Genomic DNA, 18,606 nt, shown 5'->3' with positions numbered 1-18,606 from the left:
GTGGCCATCGCCGAGAACCAACGTCCGTCAGCTACCGACAGCCGTGACGCCGACCCGTCGCCGGAGACCGAGACCCGTGCGTCCACTCCGGACGCCGCAGGTCAGGTGTCCGAGAAGGAGGCGCGTCAGGTCGCCGAGGCGGCCCGCCAGACCACCTGGGACCGGCCCAGCTTCGGCAAGGAACTCTTCCTGGGGCGGCTGCGGCTCGACCTGATCGATCCGTGGCCGCGACCGGATCCGGAGGACCAGGCTCGCGCCGAGGAGTTCCTCGGTCGGCTCCGCGACTACGTCGCCGCCGAGGTGGACGGCGCGGCGATCGAACGTGACGCGCGGATCCCCGACGAGGTTTTCCAGGGGCTGGCCCGGCTGGGTGCGTTCGGGATGAAGATCGGTCGGGAGTACGGCGGGCTGGGCCTGAGCAACCTGCACTACTGCCGCGCGTTGATGCTCGCCGGTTCGGTCAGCCCGGCGATCGGCGCGCTGTTGTCGGCACACCAGTCGATCGGCGTGCCGCAACCGTTGAAGATGTTCGGCAGCGAGGAGCAGCGGCGTCGCTTCCTGCCCCGGCTGGCCGCCGGGGAAGTCTCCGCGTTCCTGCTCACCGAACCGGACGTGGGCTCCGACCCGGCCCGCCTGGCGACCACCGCCGACCCGACGCCCGACGGCACCGGCTACCGGATCAACGGCGTCAAGCTGTGGGCCACAAACGGCACCGTGGCGACCCAACTCGTGGTGATGGCCCGGGTGCCGAAGACCGAAGGGCGTCGTGGCGGCATCACCGCCTTCGTGGTCGACGGCGACGCCGAGGGCATCACGGTCGAGCGGCGCAACGCCTTCCTCGGCCTGCGTGGACTGGAGAACAGCCTCACCCGCTTCCACGACGTCTTCGTGCCGAAGGAGAACGTCATCGGTGGCGAGGGCAAGGGGCTGCGGATCGCCCTGAGTACGCTGACCACGGGCCGGTTGTCGCTGCCGGCGATGTGCGTCGGCGCCGGCAAGTGGGCGTTGAACGTGGCCCGGGAATGGTCGGCGGAGCGGGTCCAGTGGGGCCGGCCGGTGGGTGAGCACGAGGCGGTCGCCCAGAAGCTCTCCTTCATCGCCGCGACCACGTACGGCATGGAGACCATGCTCGACCTCTGCTGCCTGCTCGCCGACGACGACCGCAACGACATCCGGATCGAGGCGGCGCTGGTCAAGCTGTACGCCAGCGAGATGGCGTGGCGGATCGCCGACGAGCTGGTCCAGATCCGCGGTGGCCGGGGGTACGAGACGGCCGAGTCGCTCACCGCCCGGGGCGAACGTCCGGCCGCGGTCGAGCAGATGCTCCGCGACCTGCGGATCAACCGGATCTTCGAGGGCTCCACGGAGATCATGCACCTGCTCATCGCCCGCGAGGCGGTGGACGCGCACCTTTCGGTGGCGGGCGACATCATCGACCCCGACGCCGGGCTCGCCCGCAAGGCGAAGGCCGGTGCCCGGGCGGGCGCGTTCTACGCGCGATGGCTGCCGACCCTCGCGGTCGGCAAGGGGCAGCAGCCCACCGGGTACGGCGAGTTCGGTCCGCTCGCCGGGCACCTGCGTCAGGTGGAACGCGCCAGTCGGAAGCTGGCCCGGTCCACCTTCTACGCGATGTCCCGCTGGCAGGGAAAGATGGAGCGCAAGCAGGCGTTCCTCGGCCGGGTGGTGGACATCGGCGCGGAGTTGTTCGCGATGAGCGCGGTCTGCGTACGCGCCCACGCCGAGCGCGACACCCGACCGGAGAACGTCGAACTTGCCGACCTGTTCTGCCGGCAGGCCCGGGTCCGGGTAAACGCCCTGTTCACCGCCCTGTGGGAGAACACCGACTCGATCGACGTGACGGCCGCCAAGCGCATCCTCGCCGGCCGCTACGCCGCCCTGGAGAACGGCGTGATCACCCCATCCACCGACCTGCCCTGGGTGGCCCCCTGGACCCCCGGCCCCTCCACCGCCCCCTCCACCGCCCGCCGTCACCTCCCCCCACCCCCCACCCCCTGACAGCCCCGCCCCACCCCCAACCAGCCTGGTCGATCATGAAGTTGTTGTCGCGACTCGCCGATATTGATGACAACAACTTCATGATCGACGGCTGGGGTGGGGGTGGGGGTGGGGGGTGTGTCAGAGGGCTTGGGGGTCGCGGAGGCCTAGGCGGCGGAGTTCGAGGGCGGCCAGGGCGTTGACCGTCGCGTCGTCGCCACGGCGCCAGGCCTCGGCGACGTCGGGGGCGATCCGGGTGAGCTTGCGCAGCGGCTGGCCGGCCAGGGCGCGCAGGGCCAGCAGATCCCGGCCGGCGGGCGCGGCGGCCAGCGTCGCGGCCGAGCCGGCCCGGCGCATCCAGCGCACCCGCAGCGGCAACCAGCCGAACACCACCAGTCCGAGCGGCACGATCAGCAGCCCCACGGCCAGTGCCAGCGCCAACTGGTCGACCAACTCCTGCTGGTCGCGGCCGGCCTCGGCCAGCGAGCGGGCGGCACCGGCCGCCCGCTCGAAGGGTGCGGTCAGCTCGTCGCCGACCAACGGCACCCGGCCGACCTTGCCGCCGGCCTCGGCGAGGTTGTCGGCAAGTCCGCCGCCCGCGCCCTCCAGCTTCTGCCCGGGTACGGCCAGCTTCTGCACCAGGTCGTGCAGCCACAGTGCGCCTCGGATCGTCGCGTACACCCAGGCGATGACGAGCAGGTCGGTGAGCAGCTGTCGCAGCGCGGTCGGGAAACGATCAGCGTAGATTTTCACGCCGGACAGCCTGCCACGGACCCCGCCACCCGGCACCCCGACAGCGGCCCGTCAAACCTCGCCGATCTTGCACTTGTGGTCGCCGGTATGCCCGCTCTGGCGGCATTCGTCCCGACGAAAAGTGCAAGATCGGCGGGCGATGGGGTGGGGTGGGGTGGGGGTGGGTTAGTGGGCGCAGGTGGGGCAGGTGCCGAAGATCTCCAGGGTGTGGCTGACATCGGTGAAGCCGTGCTGGGCGGCGACCCGGTCGGCCCAGGTTTCCACAGTCGGGCCGGCCACCTCGACCGTACGGCCGCAGGACCGGCAGACCAGGTGGTGGTGATGCCCCTCGCTGCACCGGCGGTACAGGTGCTCGCCGCCCGGTGGGCGCATCACGTCGATCTCACCCGCGTCGGCCAGCCCCTGCAACGTCCGGTAGACAGTGGTCAACCCGACCCGCTCGCCACGATCGCGCAGCATCGCGTGCAGTTCCTGGGCGCTGTGGAAGCCCTCCGTCTCGGCGAGCAGCGCGCTTACCGCCGAACGCTGACGGGTGTTGCGAACGGCCGTACCACTGTCGCTCATGACGTCACTCCGCTTCGCTGCGTGCCGTCATGAGGCACGTTCGCACTGAGCCTGATGATTCGCTCGCTCATGATCCCTCCCCGGCGTGGCTGACCGCGTCGGCCACGATGTGCGCGACGTGCTCGTCGACCAGGGTGTACGCGATCTCCCGCCCCCGCCGGGAGCCCCGGACCACGCCCGCCCCACGGAGCACCCTCAGGTGCTGGGAGACCAGCGGCTGAGCCACGCCGAGCTTGTCCACCAGCTCGTGCACGCAGCGCTCGCCACCGGCCAGCTCGCTGACGATGGCCAGCCGGATCGGTGCCGAGAGGGCGCGCAGCAACTCGCTGGCACCCTCGTACGCGTCATAGCCCGATCCGCTGGTCACCCTGCAACGGTAACCAATACCGGCGCGTCGCTCGTGATCAGGACCCGCCGAGCACCACCTCGTGGGGCTCCGGAGCCGGTGCGGGCTGGGGTCGGGCCCGCCGGAGCCGGCGCCAGGCGGCGGCCAGCAGGGTGACCACCACGAACGAGGCGATCGCGAGCACCACCACCGAGGCGCCGGGCGCGGTGTCGGCGACCGCCGCCATCCAAATGCCCGCCCCGCCGGCGAACAGGCCCAACGCCATCGCTGCCGCCATCGTGCTGCGGAAGCCCCGGGTGACCTGCTGCGCGGTGGCCACCGGGACGACCATCAGCGCGCTGATCAGCAGTACGCCGACCGCGCGCATGGCGATCGTCACCGTGATCGCTGTGGTGATCGCGAGCAGCAGGTTGAGTGTGCGTACCGGCAGACCGGAGACCCGGGCGTACTCCTCGTCGTGACAGACGGCGAACAGCGCCGGCCGCAGCCCGATCATCGCGATCAGCACGGCCGTACCGAGCACCGCGATGGTGGCGACATCCGCCCGGGACGCCGTGCTCAACGCGCCGAACAGGTACGCGTTGAGATTGGAGCTGGTGCTGTCGGAGAGCCCGACCAGCACCACCCCGCCGGCGATGCCGCCGTAGAAGAGCAGCGCGAGGGCCAGGTCGCCGGAGGTACGGCCGCGTTCGCGGATCAGCTCGATGACGACCGCGCCGATGGTGGCCGCGATCACGGCCATGATCACGGGGGAGGTTTGGAAGAGTAGGCCGGCACCGACCCCGGTCAGTGCGACGTGCCCGATGCCGTCCCCGATCAGCGCCAGCCGCCGCTGCACCAGATAGATGCCGAGCGCGGGCGCGGTCAGCCCGATGATCAGAGCGCTGACCAGCGCAAGCTGCATGTACTCGTACTGGAAGAGGCTCATGGTGCGCTCCACAGCCCGGCGGGCTCCTCGGGACCGTGCGGATGCACGTGGTCGTGGTCCGGTGCCGCGTGGTGCCCGGCCGGCTCCGGCACGGCGCCGTCGTGTGCCACGAACCCCTGGTGTACGACGATCGCCCGGCCGATCACCGGGCGCAGCGGACCCAGTTCGTGGGCGACGAGCAGTACGGTGCCTCCGCCGACGGTGAAGTCGCGCAGCGCCCCGGCGAACGCCTCCTGGCTGGCCGCGTCCACGCCGGCCGTCGGCTCGTCGAGGATCAGCAGCTCGGGCTGCCCGGCCAGGGCCCGGGCGATCAGCGTGCGCTGCTGCTGCCCCCCGGAGAGGGTGCTGACCGGATCCTTCGCCCGGTCGGCCAGGCCGACGGCGTGCAGCGCCTGGGCGACGGCCTCCCGGTCGGCGCGCCCGGGTGGGCGCAGGATTCCCCGGCGGGCCAGCCGCCCGGCGGCGACCACCTCGGCGACGGTGGCCGGCACGCCGCTGCCGGCGCCGAGGCGCTGGGGGACGTACCCGACGCGGTGCCACTGGCGGAACCGGCGGACCGGTCGGCCGAAGAGGGTCACGGTGCCCGCGCTCAGCGGGACCAGCCCGAGAATGGCGCGGATCAGGGTGGACTTGCCGGAGCCGTTGGCTCCGAGGATCGCGACCACCTCGCCGGCGGTAACGGTAAGCGAGACGTCACGAAGCACGGGGCGGCCGTCGTAGCCGACCACCCCGTGCGTGACGGTGATGACGTCAGGTGTCACGAGCAGCTCAACGCCGTCCTCAGGGTCTTCAGGTTGGTACGCATCACCGAAAGGTAGTCCCCGCCGCCCTCGGCTGACAGGCCCTCGATCGGATCCAGCACCGCGGTCTGGGCGCCGACCTCACGGGCGATGGTCTCGGCCACCTTCGGGCTGACCAGCGTCTCGAAGAAGATCGTGGTGGCCTGGTGCTCCCGGGCCTCCTCGGCCACCGCCGCCAGCCGCTGCGGAGAGGGCTCGTCCTCCGGGGTGAGCCCGCTGATGCCGATCTGCTCCAGCTGGTACTTCTGCGTCAGGTAGCCGAACGCGGTGTGGCTGACCACGATCTCCCGGCGCTGGCAGGTCTTCAGCCCCTCGTTGAATTCGGTGTCGAGCTGCTCCAGTTCGGTGCGCAGGGTGGCGGCCCGCTGGGTGTACTCGCCGGCCCGGTCCGGGTCGACCGCGCCGAGCCGTTCGGCGAGCTTGTCGCCGATGGTGGCCAGCCGGGTCGGGTCGAGCCAGACGTGCGGGTCCTTGCCGCCGTCGGACGCCTCCTCCGCGTGCTCCTCCTCGGCGTGCTCCTCCTCGCCTTCGTGGTCGTGGTCGTGGCCACCGGCGGTGGCGTCCAGCAGCGGTTCCACGGTCGCCACGTCGAAGGCGCGGTCACCGGCTTGCTGTTCGACCGCCTCGTCCACGGCGGGTTGGAAGCCGTGCAGGAACAGGACCAGCTCCGCCTCGCTGATCTGGCCCACCTGACCCGGGTTCAGCTCCAGGTCGTGCGGCTCGGCACCGGGGCGGGCCAGGTTGGTCACGGCCACGGCGTCGCCGCCGACCCGCTCGGCGAGGAACTGCAACGGGTAGAAACCGGCCACCACGTCGACCCGCTGCGGGTCGGCGCCGGCCGGGCTGTCGTCGTTCGAACAGGCGGTGACGCCGGTCAGGGCGAGCAGGGCGGCCGTGGCGGTGGCCAGGGCGCGCGGGGCGGTGCGGAAGGTCATGTCATCGACTGTCCGCGACAACGACAATGATTGTCAAAAACGCATGATTGCATGTCAGAGCAGCTTCACCAGACTGGCCGTGACCAGCAGGGTCAGCATGATCAGCCGGATCGCCCTGGTCTGCGGCGTCTGCACCGACCAGGTGGTCACCAGCAGGGCCGTCAGCGCGCCGGCCAGCAGCAGCGTCAACAGCCCGCCGATCACACCCGGAGTGAAGAACGCGACCAGGGCGAGGAGGAGGGTGACCAGGAACACCGTCGTGGGGTTTGTCCGGGCCAGTCGGCCGGCGATTCCAGGCTGCGTACGCTGCATCCCACAGACTTTACGAGGAGGAGAATCCGGTGCTGGTGACCAACCGGTTCGTGGTCGACGAGGACGTCGCGGAAGCGTTCACCGCCCGGGCCCATGCCGCCCTCGCCGCGCTCGCCGCCCGGCCCGGCTACCAGCGCGGACAGCTGGTCCGGGCGCTTGACGACCCTCGCCACTGGTGCCTGGTCACCGAGTGGGAGTCGGTGGGCACCTACCGCCGCGCCCTCGGCGGGTTCGACGTGAAGATCACGGCGGTGCCACTGCTCGCCGAGAGTGTCGACGAGCCGTCCGCGTACGAGCCGTTGGCGACCGCCGCCCCGGGCGGGGACGTGGTCACGGCCGCCAGCGACCGGGCTGCGGGTCCTTACCGCTGAGTGGCCGGGCACTACGCTGGCTCCTATGACCGCTCCCGGACCGGCAGCCCCACCACCAGACCCATCGCTGCCCGGCCAGCAGGGACCCCAGGTCCCCGGCGAAAGCGGCGCGCCGCCGGCCGCATCCGGACCGTCACTCGACGACGGCACCGGCCCGACGCCCGCCTTCGGCTCCGCCGGATCACCGTCCATCGACCCAACCTCGCCGGCCAACCCTGGGCCGTCGTCCGGCGCCGCGGTGTCGCCCGCCAACACCGAGGGCCCGTCGTCCGGTGCTGACGCCTCGCCGGCAGGCCACCAGCCGCCCGGCTCGCCGTCGGTGGGGCAGTTCCAGCCCACCTCGCCGACCGGGGGCCAGTTCCCGCCCGGCGCGCCGGCCGGGGGCCAGCTGCCGCCCGTACCGACGCCGCCGGGCCCGGACTCGGGCGCACCGGTGCCGCCGCCCGGGCCGGGAGTGGCGCCGCCGTTCGCGGCGCCGCCGACCGAGGGACGTCGGTCCCGGCTCTGGCTCGGTCTCGGCGCGGGGGCGCTGGCCCTGCTGCTCTGTTGCGGTGGTGGCGGCACGGCGGTGGTCGGCCTGCTGGTCAGCGGGGTGCAGGCGATCGAGGAGCAGGGCCGAACGGTCTCCGGCGACTACTACCGGGCGCTCTCCAACGGTGACTACGGCCAGGCGTACGACCAGCTCTGTGAGGACGCCCGGCGGCGCGAGTCCCGGCAGGAGTTCGAGCGCCGCTCCGCCGCTGAGCCGCAGATCTCCTCCTACCGGGTCGGCGACGTGGACACCACCACGCTCACCGTGCCGGTGGAGGTGACCTACCGCGGCGGCGGCCAGGAACGCCAGCAGGTCGTGCTCGCGCAGGATCCGCAGACCGGTGGCATGGAGGTGTGCGGAGTCAACTGACCGGCCGCAGGTAATGTGCTGGGTTCGGGAACGCACCGGTCGTACCGTGGTCCCGAACCGTCCCGCCGCCCGTCACGTCCCCGCCGACCGCCAGTCGGCGTAGGAGGAAAAATGCCAGCCGACCGTATCGACGCCGTCGTCAGCCTCGCCAAGCGCCGGGGCTTCGTCTTCCCCTCCAGCGAGATCTACGGGGGCACCCGGTCGGCGTGGGACTACGGCCCGCTCGGCGTGGAACTCAAGGAGAACGTCCGCCGGCAGTGGTGGAAGACCATGGTCCAGCAGCGCGACGACGTGGTGGGGCTGGACTCCGCGGTGATCCTCGCGCGGGACGTGTGGGCCGCCTCGGGGCACCTGGAGGCGTTCGTCGACCCGCTGACCGAGTGCCAGTCCTGCCACAAGCGGTTCCGCGCCGACCATCTTGAGGAGGCGTACGAGGCCAAGCACGGCCGCCCGCCGACCTCGCTGGCCGAGCTGAACTGCCCCAACTGCGGTAACAAGGGCACCTTCACCGAGCCGCGGATGTTCAACGGTCTGATGAAGACCTACCTCGGCCCGGTGGAGAGCGACGAGGGTATGCACTACCTGCGGCCGGAGACGGCCCAGGGCATCTTCGTCAACTACCGCAACGTGGAGACGGTCGCCCGCAAGAAGCCGCCGTTCGGCATCGCGCAGACCGGCAAATCGTTCCGCAACGAGATCACCCCGGGCAACTTCATCTTCCGTACCCGGGAGTTCGAGCAGATGGAGATGGAGTTCTTCGTCGAGCCGGGCACCGACGAGCAGTGGCACGAGTACTGGCTCGCCGAGCGCTGGAACTGGTACCTCGACCTCGGTCTGTCGGAGGACAACCTGCGCTTCTACGAGCACCCCAAGGAGAAGCTCTCCCACTACTCGAAGCGCACCGTCGACATCGAGTACCGGTTCCAGTTCGGTGGCACCGAGTTCGCCGAGTTGGAGGGCATCGCCAACCGCACCGACTTCGACCTGTCCACGCACAGCAAGCACTCCGGCGTCGACCTGTCGTACTTCGACCAGACCAAGCAGGAGCGGTGGATCCCGTACGTGATCGAGCCGGCCGCCGGCCTCACCCGCGCGGTGCTGGCCTTCCTGCTGGAGGCGTACGACGAGGACGAGGCGCCGAACACCAAGGGCGGTGTCGACAAGCGCACCGTGATGCGCTTCGACCCGCGACTGGCCCCGGTCAAGGTGGCGGTGCTGCCGTTGTCGCGTAACGAGGCGCTCTCACCGAAGGCGAAGCAGCTCGCCGCCGACCTGCGCAAGCGCTGGGTGGTCGAGTTCGACGACTCGCAGGCCATCGGTCGTCGCTACCGCCGGCAGGACGAGATCGGCACCCCGTTCTGCGTCACCGTCGACTTCGACACGCTTGACGACAACGCGGTGACCGTGCGGAACCGGGACACCATGACCCAGGAACGGATCGGCCTGGACCAGGTCGAGCGCTACCTGATCGACCACCTCCCCGGCTGCTGATTCCCGCCTCCGCCCGGGCGCGCCGGTCCAACCCGGCAGCCCGGGCCGGGTGCGACGGTCGAGCCGACTGGCATCCATGGCCAATGATGTCTCCAAGGCGGGCGTATCCGCACCGAGACGACGAAGGGCCAACGACGTGGAGCCGGAAGCACGCGAGGAGTTCTTCGAGCGGGCGCGGGAGTACTCCACCCGGCCAGCGCAGTGGACGCAGGCGGACGCGCTCTGGGTTCAGGTAGTCGAGGCGTACCGGCAGGCCGTCGCGGGTGGCCAGGTCGACCGGCACGATCAACGTCAGCTGGCTCGGGCCCTGTGGCGGCACAGCATGGTGTTGGCCGGCATGGGCCGCCACGACCGGGCGAAGGAGTCGGGCCACGAGGCCGTCACGCTGTTCGCGGAGATCCATCAGGCGGTGGCGGCGGAGCATCCGGATCCGACCCAGCCGCGCCGGGACGAGGCGCTGGGCGAGTTGATCACCGCGATGGTGGACTGCGGTGAGTCGGCGTTCGTGGCCGGCAGCCCCGGGGTTCGGCTGGAGTTGCTGGACAAGGCGCTCGGCGTCGGACTGCACACCGCCGGCCCGCCGCCTGGCGCGGGGCCGCGCACCGGTGCGGCGATGGCCACCGCCTACCACAACTATGCGAACGCTCTGCTGCACCGCCACCAGCAGCAGGGCGCGGCATCCGATGCTCAGGAAGCGGCGCTGGCCGGCTCCCGGGCGACGGAGCTGCGGCTGAAGGCGCTCGACCCACATCAGCCGATCACGGTGTGGGAGCTGGCCAACACCTACTCGATCTACGCGCCGGCGTTGGTGGCGACCGGCGACGTCGAGCGTGCCCGCTTGGTGATCAAGCAGGGCATCCTGCTGACCGATCTGCTGGACGTGGCCGGGGCGGAGATCCGGCAGAAGCTGCGAGCGACGGAGGTCCTGGTCCGGCAGGCGTCCGCTTCAGGCGGCGGGCGCAACTGGTGGCCGTGGCGGCGCCGCTGACGGCGGCCGCCGTACCCTTGACCGGTGGAAACCGCCCTCCGTCCCGCCGCCGACCGGCCGTCGCTGAGCATCGGACCGCACCAGGTGTGGCCGCCGGTGGTGCTCGCGCCGATGGCCGGCATCACCAACGTCGGCTTTCGGCAGCTCTGCCGGGAGCAGGGCGGTGGCATCTACGTCTGCGAGATGATCACGACGGTGGCGCTGGTCGAGCGGAACCCGAAGACGCTGCGGATGATCGCGTTCGGGGCGGACGAGCGCCCGCGCAGTCTCCAGCTCTACGGGACCGACCCGGAGACCACCGCCGCCGCCGTGCGGATCGTGGTCGAACGGGACCTCGCCGATCACATCGACCTCAACTTCGGCTGCCCGGTGCCGAAGGTGACCCGGCGCGGTGGCGGCGCGGCGCTGCCCTGGCGGCGGCGGCTCTTCGCCCGCCTGGTGCGGGCCGCGGTGGACGCCGCGTCACCCGCCGGGGTGCCGGTCACGGTCAAGATGCGCAAGGGCATCGACGACGACCACCTGACGTACGTCGAAGCGGGGCTCGCCGCCCAGGAGGCCGGCGTCGCCGCGGTCGCCCTGCACGGGCGTACGGCCGCCCAGCGGTACTCGGGCACGGCGGACTGGGACGCCATCGCCGCCCTCAAGCAGGCGCTCGACGTGCCGGTGCTCGGCAACGGCGACATCTGGGAGGCCGACGACGCGCTGCGGATGGTGGCGCACACCGGGGTCGACGGCGTGGTCATCGGCCGTGGGTGCCTGGGCCGGCCGTGGCTCTTCGCCGACCTGGAGGCCGCGTTCGACGGCTCGCCGCAGCGTCGGCTGCCCACCCTCGGCGAGGTGGCGGTGACCATGCGCCGGCACGCCGAGCTGCTGGTCGAGCAGTTCACCGTCGGTGCCCGCAACCCGGCTCGTGGTGAACGGGACGGCTGCACCGACTTCCGCAAGCACGTCGCCTGGTACCTCAAGGGCTTCCCGGTCGGCAGCGAGCTGCGCCGTTCGCTGGCGATGATCGACAGCCTGGCCCAGTTGGACGACCTGCTCGGCAAGCTCGACCCGGCGGCGCCGTTCCCGGTGGAGACGCTGGGCCAGCCACGCGGGCGCACCAACTCACCGGGCAAGGTCTTCCTGCCCGACGGTTGGCTGGCCAGCCGCGACGACGACACCGTTCCCGAGGGCGCCGAGCTGGACGACTCCGGCGGCTGATCCGCCCACCCGGCCGGTCAGCGGCGGGACAGCAGCGACGTGACGCGCATCCGCTCGCTGTGGATCCACACGTCTGAGTACTCGATCGGCCGGCCGTCATCGAGATAGGTGATCTGTTCGAGGTAGAGCAGCGGAAAGTTCTCCGGCACCTCCAGCGCCGCCGCGGTCCGACCGGAGGCCGCCGTCGCGGTGAAGGTACGCCGGCCGGTGCTGATCTTGAGCCCGTAGTCGTTCTCCAGCAGCCCGAACAGGGAGCGATCAGCCAGGTCGGCGTGCTCCAGACCGGGCGCCAGGTCCACGCGTACGTAGTTGACCAACCAGGCGACCGGGCCTGCGGTGATGGACCTCAGCCGTTCCAACCGAAGCACCGACTGACCTGGTCGAAGGTCGAGCAGGGCCGCCACCGGCGACGGCGCGGGCATGACCTCCCCGGAGATCACCTGCGTGGTGACGGCGACTCCCTGCCGGGCGAAGTCCTCGGACAGGGTGGTCAGCTTCTGGGCGATCGACGGTTCGATCGCGGTGGAGGTGACGAAGGTGCCGCGACCGCGTACCTGCACCAGCAGGCCGTCGCGGATCAGCGTGGACAGCGCTCGACGTAGGGTGCCACGGGAGATGCCGAGTTCGGTCGCCAGCTCCGGTTCGCTGCGTAGCCGGTAGTGCGGCGGCCACTCGGCGGACAGGATCCGGGCTCGGATCTGCTCCGACACCTGGGCGTGCAGGGGCACCGGCGCGTCCCGGTCGAGCTGCTCGGACGCCCCGGCCGCATGCAACTGGTCGGACATGTCACCTTCCACCCTGGGGCCGTCGCCCCTCGACGCCGACCGTGGTGCGGTCGCTCGGGCCGAGGGGCGGCGGCGGCTCAGTAGCTTGTCGTCTGATCGTCGGTCGCGTCGGTGACGATAGCCACCCCGGCGCTGGTGCCGAGCAGCACCGCACCCGCCCGCAGCAGCGCGACCGCCTGATCGAACGACTTGATGGATCCGGACGCCTTGACCGTCACGCCCTGCGGCGCCCGCGCCACCAGGTAGGCAATGCTGTCCGGGTTGGCCACCTCCACGGCACCGCTGCTGGCGTTCTTGAGTACGGCCGCACCGGCCTCCACGGCCAGGTCCACGGCGATGTCCCGTTCGGCCGGGGTGAGCAACGGCAGTTCGAGCATCACCTTGATCGGCACACCCGCGGCGCGGACCACGCCCGCGATGTCGTCGCGGAACGCGTCGTACCGCCCGCTCTTGAGCCAGCCGATCTGCACCCCGATGTCGATCTGGGTGGCACCGGACCGTACCAGGCTCTCCGCCTCGGCGGCCTTGCCGGCGCTGGTGGTCACCCCGACAGAGGGAAAGTCCAGGGCTGAGGCGACCTCGATGCCGGTGCCGCGTAGCACCTCGGCGACCTCCGGTACCCACGAGCCGGGGACCATCGCGGCGTTGAAGCCGTACCGGGCGGCCTCCTCCGCGTGGGCCACGATCCGGTCGCGGGTGACGCCGACCTCGATGAGAGTGTGCTGGATGTACGGGGCCAACGCGGCGGGGGCGACGGTGTCGGCCAGGATGGCAGTGCTCACGTTCTTCTCCAATGTGGTACTCGTGGCGCAGGGCGCGCCGCTACATCCGGTCCCGGTAGTAGTCGGGCACGATGACTCCGGGCTCGTCGAACCAGCGCGGAACGTCCACGCCACAGATCAGGCCGACGTTTCCCCACGGGTTGAAGGCTCCGGTACGGACGATCGCCTTGGCCTGTCCGGCCAGCTCACCGAGCATCTCGGCATGCTGACGGGTGCTCAGCGGCACGCCCGGGAAGCGCTGCCCCAGCCAGTCCGCGAGCGGATTGTTGTGGGTGGTGACGTCCTCGGCGACGACCACGTCCTCCACGATGATCTCGTCGGCGACCAGGTCGAGCACGGTGGTGAGCGAAGGCAGGTCCTCGGCGATGGCCAGGTCGACGCGGTGGGCCGTACGCGGGATGGGGAAGCCGGCGTCGACCACCAGCAGCAGGTCGGTGTGGCCGAGAGTGGCCAGCACCCCGGACAGTTCGGCGTTGAGTACGCCCGTACGTTTCATGTCGTCTCCTTCATGGTGTGCGCGCCGGTGGCCAGCGCCATGACCTTCTCCTCGGTGGCTTCGGCGGCGGGAATGACGCCGACCACGCGTCCGGCGGCCATGACGGCGATCCGGTCGCTGACGGTCAGCAGTTCGGGCAGGTCGGACGACGAGACGAGGATGGCGACCCCGTCCTCGGTCAGCGTCCGGAAGAGCCGGTAGATCTCTGCCTTCGCCCCGACGTCGACGCCCCGGGTGGGCTCGTCCAGCAGCATCAGGCGGGGATCGATCGACAACCAGCGGGCCAGCAGGGCCTTCTGCTGGTTGCCGCCGGAGAGCTGAGTGATGCCCTGGGTGACCGTCGCGGTCTTGACTCGCAGCTCGCGGGAACGCGCCTGGGCGTCGCCACGCAGGGCCCGCCGCCGCAGTAGACCGAACCACTGGCGGCGGCGCAACGTCAGGGCGTTGACGTTGTCGGCCACGCTCATCGTCGGCAGGATCCCCTGCTGGCGCCGCTCGCCGGGCAGGTACGCCACCTGAGCGTCGATGGCGTCGCGAGGCGACCGGGCGACGAAGGGCTTCCCGTCCAGCGCCAGTTCGCCGTCGTCGACGGGGTCGGCGCCGAAGATCCCCCGCAGCAACTCGATCCGGCCGCTGTCGGGCAGCCCCGCCACGCCCACCACCTCGCCGGGCGCGAGGTCAAGGTCGACCGCGGTGTAGCCCGCGCCGGAGACGCCGCGCAGGCGCAACCGTGGGGTGGCTGCGGTGGCGGGCACGGCTGGCTCGTGTCGGCCGAACTCTCCGGCCAGTTCCCGGCCCACCATCGCCGCCACCACCTGATCCGGGGTGACCTCGGCAGTGGGCCACTGCGCCACGTGCCGCCCGTCGCGCAGCACGTGGATGTGCTGCGACAGGGCGAACACCTCGGGCATCCGATGCGAGACGTAGAGCATCGTCACGCCGTCGGCCCGCAGCGAAGCGATCACCTCGAACAGCCGCTCGGACTCGGCGGGAGAGAGGATCGAGGTCGGCTCGTCGAGGATGACCAGCCGTGCCTGCCGGGCGAGCGAGCGGGCGACGACCACGAGCTGCTGGGTGGCGGCGTCCAGCCGACCCACCGTGCGGCGGGGATCCACCTGTACGCCCAGACGTGCCAGCAGGGCGGCGGCCTGCTCGTCCATTCGGCGGGGATCCGGGAAGGCTCGGGAGCCGGGCTCGACGCCGAGCATGATGTTCTCGGCGACCGTGCGGTCCGGGGCGAGGGCGAGTTCCTGCGGCACCAGGGCCACCCGGTGCCGGCTCAGCAGGGTGGCCGGATCGAACCGGCGGACTTCGTCGCCGCCGACCCGTACCGTGCCGGCGGTGGGGCTGTCCAGCCCGGCCAGGATCTTCATCAGCGTCGACTTGCCGGCACCGTTCTCGCCCATGACGGCGGTGAGGCTGCCGGCCGGCACGCTCAGGGAGACATCCTGGAGAGCGTGGACGGGACCGAAGTGCCGTGACAGGCCGGTCACCTCGACGGCGGGGGTCGGCGGGGCGGCGATCGTGGCCGGGCTGGTCATGGGTCAGCCCTCCACCGGCACCGAGGCCACGTTCTCGGGAGTGACCACGAGCGCGCCGGTGTCCACGTCGGTGATCTCGGTGCCGTTCTTGAGGTGGTCGGCGAGCAGCTTGACGGCTTGGTAGCCCTGCTCGGCCGGGCCCTGGCTGATGGTCAGGTCGACCACGCCGGCCTTGAGGTACTCCACGGTCTGGGGCTGCACGTCGAAGCCGACAGCGTGGATCTTCTCCGCGTTGCCGGACTGCTCGAGCCACTTGGCACCGGCGGTGAAGCTGCAGCAGTCGAGGGAGACCAGCGCGATGGCGTCCTTCTGGGCGGCCATCGTCGACTCGATCGTGTTGTACGCCGCGCTCGGTTCGTTACCGGTGTTCACCGGGCCGACGATCTCGATGCCGGAGTCCTTCAGGCCCGACTCGAAGCCGGAGAAGCGGTCGTTGGACCAACCCGCGCCGGAGTCGACGGAGACCACCACGACCTTGCCCGTCTCGCCGTCGAGCACGCCGAGCAGTTCCTTGGCCAGGGACTCACCGGAGGCGACCAGATCCTGGCCGACGAAGCCCATCTGCTTGGACTCCGGGTTGTTCGTGTTGAACGAGATGATCGGGATTCCCGCGTCGTACGCCTGGGCGATGACCGGCTTCAGCGCATCGTTGCTGGCCGACGAGACCGCCAGACCGTGGATCTGCTTCTGGTTGATCAGAGTTTGCAGTTCGGCGACCTGGTCGGCGGCGCTGCCACCGGTGGGTCCGATCATCTGCGCGTCGACGCCCAACTCCTTGGCGGCGCGTTCCATGCCCTCCCGGATCGGCACGGCGAAGGCCAGGGACGGGTCGTGGTAGCTGAGCCGGATCTTGAGCTGGTCGCCCTGCTCGACAGCCTCGGAGATGTAGTCGGCGAGCTGGAACCCGCCGCTGTCGGCGGAGTCGTCGTTGGCGGAGGTGACCGCGCCGCAGGCCGCGCTCGCCACGAGGGTCAGGCCGAGGGTCGCGGCGACCGCGGCCCGGCGGGCAAGGGTGAGTCTCATCGGGGTGGCTCCTTTGGGGTGAGATGGGATGGTGCGTTGCGCACCCGACTGCCGAGCGGACGCCGGGTCAGCGCCGCCCGGAGCGTTTGCGCAGCCAGGTGTCGGCCGCCACGGCGAGGATGATCACCGCGCCGGTCGCGACGGTCTGCCAGAACGAGGAGATGCCGCGCAGGTTGAGGATGTTCTGCAGGACGCCGATGAACGCCACGCCGATGACGGTGCCGAGCATCGTGCCGGAACCACCGAACAACGCCGCGCCACCGATGATCACTGCGGAGATGGCCACGAGTTCCATCCCGGTACCGGTGACGCCCTGCACGTAGGACAGGAAGGACAGGCCGAGCACGCCAGCGAGGCCGGCGAGGGTGCCCGAGATGGTGAAGGCGACGATCTTCACGCGGCCGGTGTTGATACCGCAGAGCCGGGCGGCTTCGGCGCTGCCACCGACCGCGTACGTGTTGAAGCCGTACCGGGAGCGGGACAGCACGATCGCGCCGAGCACGGCGACCAGCGCGAAGATGACCAGCTGCATGGGGAGGAGGCCGAACAGCTCACCCTGCCCGAGCAGGTTGAACTCTGCCACGTTCGGGTCGCTGCTGGACAGTGAGATCGGCGAGCCGCCGCTGAGCAGCAGGGTGACGCCCCGGTACACGCTCAGAGTGCCGAGGGTGACGATGAAGGACGGGATCCCGAAGCCCACGGTCATCAGGCCGTTGAGCATGCCGGCGACCGCACCGGCGGCCACCCCGCCGAGGGCGGCGAGGGGCCAGGCGATGTCCGAGGTCATCAGCAGGCCGGTGACGACGGCGCCGAGCCCGTAGATCGAGCCGACGGAGAGGTCGATCTCCGCGTTGATGATGACGAAGGTGACCCCGATCGCCATGATGCCGATCTGGGCGATCTGCTGTCCGACGGTGAGGAAGTTGTCGGTGCCGAGGAAGCCCGGGGCGAGCGTGCTGCCCAACGCGAACAGCACGATCAGAGCGAGGAAGGTACTCGCCTCGCGGGCGTGCAGGAAACGTTGTAGCGGCGAAGGGCGGTGGGGGGCGACGGACACCTCCGGCGGTGCCGCCTGCGCGGTCATCTGGGCCATCTCTCTCATCTCCTCAACAGGGCCGCGACATCGTCCGGGCCGGGAAGGGCGGGTATGACCTCGGCGACTCCGACGGCATGGGCGCCGGCCGCGGCGGCGTACCGGACCGCCTCGATGAGGTCGTCACCCCGGGTCAGGGCGACAGCGAGTGCTGCGGTGAAGGCGTCGCCCGCACCTGTGGTGTCGACGACCCGTGGTGCGGCGACCGGCGCGACCCGGGTCTGGTGCCCGCCGGAGTCCACGAGGGCGCCGTCGGCACCGAGGGTCAGTACGACGACGCCGCAGTAGCGGGTCCGCAACAGCTGCACGATGTCTTCGGCGCTGGCGACCTCGGTCGGGTCCAGGCCGGTGAGCACCCGTGCCTCGCTGGCATTGGGGGTGAGCACGTCGATCCACTCCCACGCCTCATCGGGCAGAGCCACGGCCGGGGCCGGGTTGAGCAGCGTGCGGACCCCGTGCGCCCGGGCAGTACGCAGCGCGGCTAGCGCGATCGGCAGCGGGATCTCCAGGCTGACGACGACCAGGTCGGCCTCGGCGATGCGGTAGGCGAACCGGTCGACGTCGGCCGGGGTGAGCTCGTCGAGGGCACCCGGCGCGATGGTGATCCGGTTCTCGCCCTCGTCGTCCACGAGGATGAAGCCGACCATGGTGGCGGCGTCGGTGGTGCGGACTGCGCTGGCGTCCACCCCCTCGTCGTCCCACAGGCGGCGAGCCGCGTCACCGAACTGGTCCCGACCGATCGCGGTCAGGAAGCTGACCTCGGCGCCGAGGCGCGCTGCGGCCACGGCCTGATTCGATCCCTTGCCGCCGTGTCCGGAGGCGAATCGGCCGCCGGAGAGGGTCTCGCCAGCGACTGGTGCCCGCGGCACCCGCATGGTAAGCCCGGCGCCGTAGCTGCCAATCACCGCAATCTTCATGCCTGCCTCTTGTCTATGGACAACCATGTACAACTTTCGGGCGACGCTACGTCGGGTCGCCAGTAGGTGTCAACACCTGCGTGGCGCTCCCAGGTAACGGATTCGAAACCCTGACCCTCGCCTGACCTGCACCTAGGCCCTGTCCTGCCGATCATCACCGGGCTGCGGCGGGACCGGCCGACGACTGGTGCGCTGTCGGTTCGTCCGGTCCTCGGTGCGGTGCGGTGCGGTCCTGTGCGGTGGCGGGAACCGGGGGTGGGGGTGGGGACGACGAAGGGGCCCCCCCCGGGCGGGGGGGGGCCGGGGGGGGGGTGGGGGGGGTGGGGGGGGTGGGGGGTGTGCCCCGGGGGGGGTACACAAGGGGGCGGGGTGGTTTCTAAAA

General features: G+C 71.0%; 20 protein-coding genes. 6 read left to right on the top strand and 14 right to left on the bottom strand.

Annotated features, from left to right (window positions below; genetic code table 11):
• Positions 1-105: 105 nt before the first annotated feature.
• On the top strand, positions 106-2,016 hold the full coding sequence (locus tag ACFY2A_RS24620) for an acyl-CoA dehydrogenase family protein (protein WP_387175034.1): 1,911 nt from the start codon (positions 106-108) through the stop codon (positions 2,014-2,016).
• A gap of 120 nt (positions 2,017-2,136) precedes the next feature.
• Here ACFY2A_RS24620 and ACFY2A_RS24615 read toward each other — a convergent pair whose 3' ends face one another.
• The 7 genes from ACFY2A_RS24615 to ACFY2A_RS24585 all read right to left on the bottom strand — a co-directional run bounded on the left by ACFY2A_RS24615 (position 2,137) and on the right by ACFY2A_RS24585 (position 6,633).
• Positions 2,137-2,748 carry a hypothetical protein gene (locus tag ACFY2A_RS24615; RefSeq protein WP_387174921.1) on the bottom strand — a complete coding sequence of 204 codons (612 nt, stop codon included), beginning with the start codon at positions 2,746-2,748 and terminating at the stop codon, positions 2,137-2,139.
• Positions 2,749-2,913: 165 nt separating this feature from the next.
• Entirely contained in the window at positions 2,914-3,312 is a 399-nt protein-coding gene (locus tag ACFY2A_RS24610) for a transcriptional repressor (protein WP_363925698.1), read from the bottom strand.
• Positions 3,313-3,379: 67 nt separating this feature from the next.
• Positions 3,380-3,679: a helix-turn-helix transcriptional regulator gene (locus ACFY2A_RS24605; protein ID WP_093407467.1), complete on the bottom strand. Its 300-nt coding sequence runs from the start codon at positions 3,677-3,679 to the stop codon at positions 3,380-3,382.
• Positions 3,680-3,716: 37 nt separating this feature from the next.
• Complete coding sequence (locus ACFY2A_RS24600; protein ID WP_363925699.1) at positions 3,717-4,586, bottom strand: metal ABC transporter permease; 870 nt, start codon at positions 4,584-4,586, stop codon at positions 3,717-3,719.
• Positions 4,583-5,347, bottom strand: a complete 765-nt coding sequence (locus ACFY2A_RS24595) for a metal ABC transporter ATP-binding protein (protein ID WP_387174918.1) — start codon at positions 5,345-5,347, stop codon at positions 4,583-4,585. Before ACFY2A_RS24595 ends, ACFY2A_RS24600 begins: the two co-directional genes overlap by 4 nt.
• Positions 5,344-6,321, bottom strand: a complete 978-nt coding sequence (locus ACFY2A_RS24590; protein ID WP_387174916.1) for a metal ABC transporter substrate-binding protein — start codon at positions 6,319-6,321, stop codon at positions 5,344-5,346. Before ACFY2A_RS24590 ends, ACFY2A_RS24595 begins: the two co-directional genes overlap by 4 nt.
• Before the next feature lie 54 nt (positions 6,322-6,375).
• On the bottom strand, positions 6,376-6,633 hold the full coding sequence (locus ACFY2A_RS24585) for a hypothetical protein (RefSeq protein ID WP_387174913.1): 258 nt from the start codon (positions 6,631-6,633) through the stop codon (positions 6,376-6,378).
• Positions 6,634-6,662: 29 nt separating this feature from the next.
• Here ACFY2A_RS24585 and ACFY2A_RS24580 point away from each other — a divergent pair, with 29 nt between their 5' ends.
• The 5 genes from ACFY2A_RS24580 to dusB all read left to right on the top strand — a co-directional run bounded on the left by ACFY2A_RS24580 (position 6,663) and on the right by dusB (position 11,587).
• The gene (locus ACFY2A_RS24580) at positions 6,663-7,004 is read left to right on the top strand and encodes an antibiotic biosynthesis monooxygenase (RefSeq protein WP_363925704.1); all 342 of its coding nucleotides are present in this window, start codon (positions 6,663-6,665) and stop codon (positions 7,002-7,004) included.
• A 388-nt stretch (positions 7,005-7,392) separates the two neighbouring features.
• Positions 7,393-7,905, top strand: a complete 513-nt coding sequence (locus tag ACFY2A_RS24575) for a hypothetical protein (protein WP_387175032.1) — start codon at positions 7,393-7,395, stop codon at positions 7,903-7,905.
• A gap of 111 nt (positions 7,906-8,016) precedes the next feature.
• Positions 8,017-9,396, top strand: a complete 1,380-nt coding sequence (locus ACFY2A_RS24570; RefSeq protein WP_387174911.1) for a glycine--tRNA ligase — start codon at positions 8,017-8,019, stop codon at positions 9,394-9,396.
• Positions 9,397-9,532: 136 nt separating this feature from the next.
• Positions 9,533-10,384, top strand: coding sequence for a hypothetical protein (locus ACFY2A_RS24565; RefSeq protein WP_387174909.1), 852 nt, complete (start codon positions 9,533-9,535; stop codon positions 10,382-10,384).
• A gap of 24 nt (positions 10,385-10,408) precedes the next feature.
• A complete protein-coding gene (gene dusB / locus ACFY2A_RS24560; protein WP_387174907.1) occupies positions 10,409-11,587 on the top strand; it encodes a tRNA dihydrouridine synthase DusB in 1,179 nt (392 codons plus the stop codon).
• Positions 11,588-11,604: 17 nt separating this feature from the next.
• Here dusB and ACFY2A_RS24555 read toward each other — a convergent pair whose 3' ends face one another.
• The 7 genes from ACFY2A_RS24555 to ACFY2A_RS24525 form a co-directional block, all read right to left on the bottom strand.
• Positions 11,605-12,372, bottom strand: a complete 768-nt coding sequence (locus tag ACFY2A_RS24555) for a GntR family transcriptional regulator (RefSeq protein ID WP_363925708.1) — start codon at positions 12,370-12,372, stop codon at positions 11,605-11,607.
• A 77-nt stretch (positions 12,373-12,449) separates the two neighbouring features.
• Positions 12,450-13,154 (bottom strand): deoxyribose-phosphate aldolase, encoded by a 705-nt coding sequence (gene deoC, locus ACFY2A_RS24550; RefSeq protein ID WP_363925709.1) that lies wholly within the window; start codon positions 13,152-13,154, stop codon positions 12,450-12,452.
• 40 nt (positions 13,155-13,194) lie between these two features.
• A complete protein-coding gene (rbsD, locus tag ACFY2A_RS24545; RefSeq protein ID WP_387174904.1) occupies positions 13,195-13,650 on the bottom strand; it encodes a D-ribose pyranase in 456 nt (151 codons plus the stop codon).
• Positions 13,647-15,191, bottom strand: a complete 1,545-nt coding sequence (locus tag ACFY2A_RS24540) for a sugar ABC transporter ATP-binding protein (RefSeq protein ID WP_387174902.1) — start codon at positions 15,189-15,191, stop codon at positions 13,647-13,649. Before ACFY2A_RS24540 ends, rbsD begins: the two co-directional genes overlap by 4 nt.
• 3 nt (positions 15,192-15,194) lie before the next feature.
• Positions 15,195-16,214, bottom strand: coding sequence for a substrate-binding domain-containing protein (locus ACFY2A_RS24535; RefSeq protein ID WP_387174900.1), 1,020 nt, complete (start codon positions 16,212-16,214; stop codon positions 15,195-15,197).
• Between the two features lie 67 nt (positions 16,215-16,281).
• Positions 16,282-17,307 (bottom strand): ABC transporter permease, encoded by a 1,026-nt coding sequence (locus ACFY2A_RS24530; protein WP_387174897.1) that lies wholly within the window; start codon positions 17,305-17,307, stop codon positions 16,282-16,284.
• A 5-nt stretch (positions 17,308-17,312) separates the two neighbouring features.
• Positions 17,313-18,224 carry a ribokinase gene (locus tag ACFY2A_RS24525; protein WP_363925714.1) on the bottom strand — a complete coding sequence of 304 codons (912 nt, stop codon included), beginning with the start codon at positions 18,222-18,224 and terminating at the stop codon, positions 17,313-17,315.
• Positions 18,225-18,606: the final 382 nt, after the last annotated feature.

This window comes from Micromonospora sp. NPDC000442 (assembly GCF_042898635.1).
Lineage (GTDB): Bacteria > Actinomycetota > Actinomycetes > Mycobacteriales > Micromonosporaceae > Micromonospora.
Note: the sequence above shows the minus strand (reverse complement) of the source record. Positions and strands in the feature narration are given on the sequence as shown.

Coding starts and splice junctions, on each gene's coding strand:
- ACFY2A_RS24540 (WP_387174902.1), bottom strand. CDS start 15,191: ATGACCAGCCCGGCCACGATCGCCGCCCCGCCGACCCCCGCCGTCGAG.
- ACFY2A_RS24585 (WP_387174913.1), bottom strand. CDS start 6,633: ATGCAGCGTACGCAGCCTGGAATCGCCGGCCGACTGGCCCGGACAAAC.
- ACFY2A_RS24530 (WP_387174897.1), bottom strand. CDS start 17,307: ATGGCCCAGATGACCGCGCAGGCGGCACCGCCGGAGGTGTCCGTCGCC.
- ACFY2A_RS24600 (WP_363925699.1), bottom strand. CDS start 4,586: ATGAGCCTCTTCCAGTACGAGTACATGCAGCTTGCGCTGGTCAGCGCT.
- rbsD (WP_387174904.1), bottom strand. CDS start 13,650: ATGAAACGTACGGGCGTACTCAACGCCGAACTGTCCGGGGTGCTGGCC.
- ACFY2A_RS24535 (WP_387174900.1), bottom strand. CDS start 16,214: ATGAGACTCACCCTTGCCCGCCGGGCCGCGGTCGCCGCGACCCTCGGC.
- ACFY2A_RS24555 (WP_363925708.1), bottom strand. CDS start 12,372: ATGTCCGACCAGTTGCATGCGGCCGGGGCGTCCGAGCAGCTCGACCGG.
- ACFY2A_RS24525 (WP_363925714.1), bottom strand. CDS start 18,224: ATGAAGATTGCGGTGATTGGCAGCTACGGCGCCGGGCTTACCATGCGG.
- ACFY2A_RS24610 (WP_363925698.1), bottom strand. CDS start 3,312: ATGAGCGACAGTGGTACGGCCGTTCGCAACACCCGTCAGCGTTCGGCG.
- ACFY2A_RS24590 (WP_387174916.1), bottom strand. CDS start 6,321: ATGACCTTCCGCACCGCCCCGCGCGCCCTGGCCACCGCCACGGCCGCC.
- ACFY2A_RS24570 (WP_387174911.1), top strand. CDS start 8,017: ATGCCAGCCGACCGTATCGACGCCGTCGTCAGCCTCGCCAAGCGCCGG.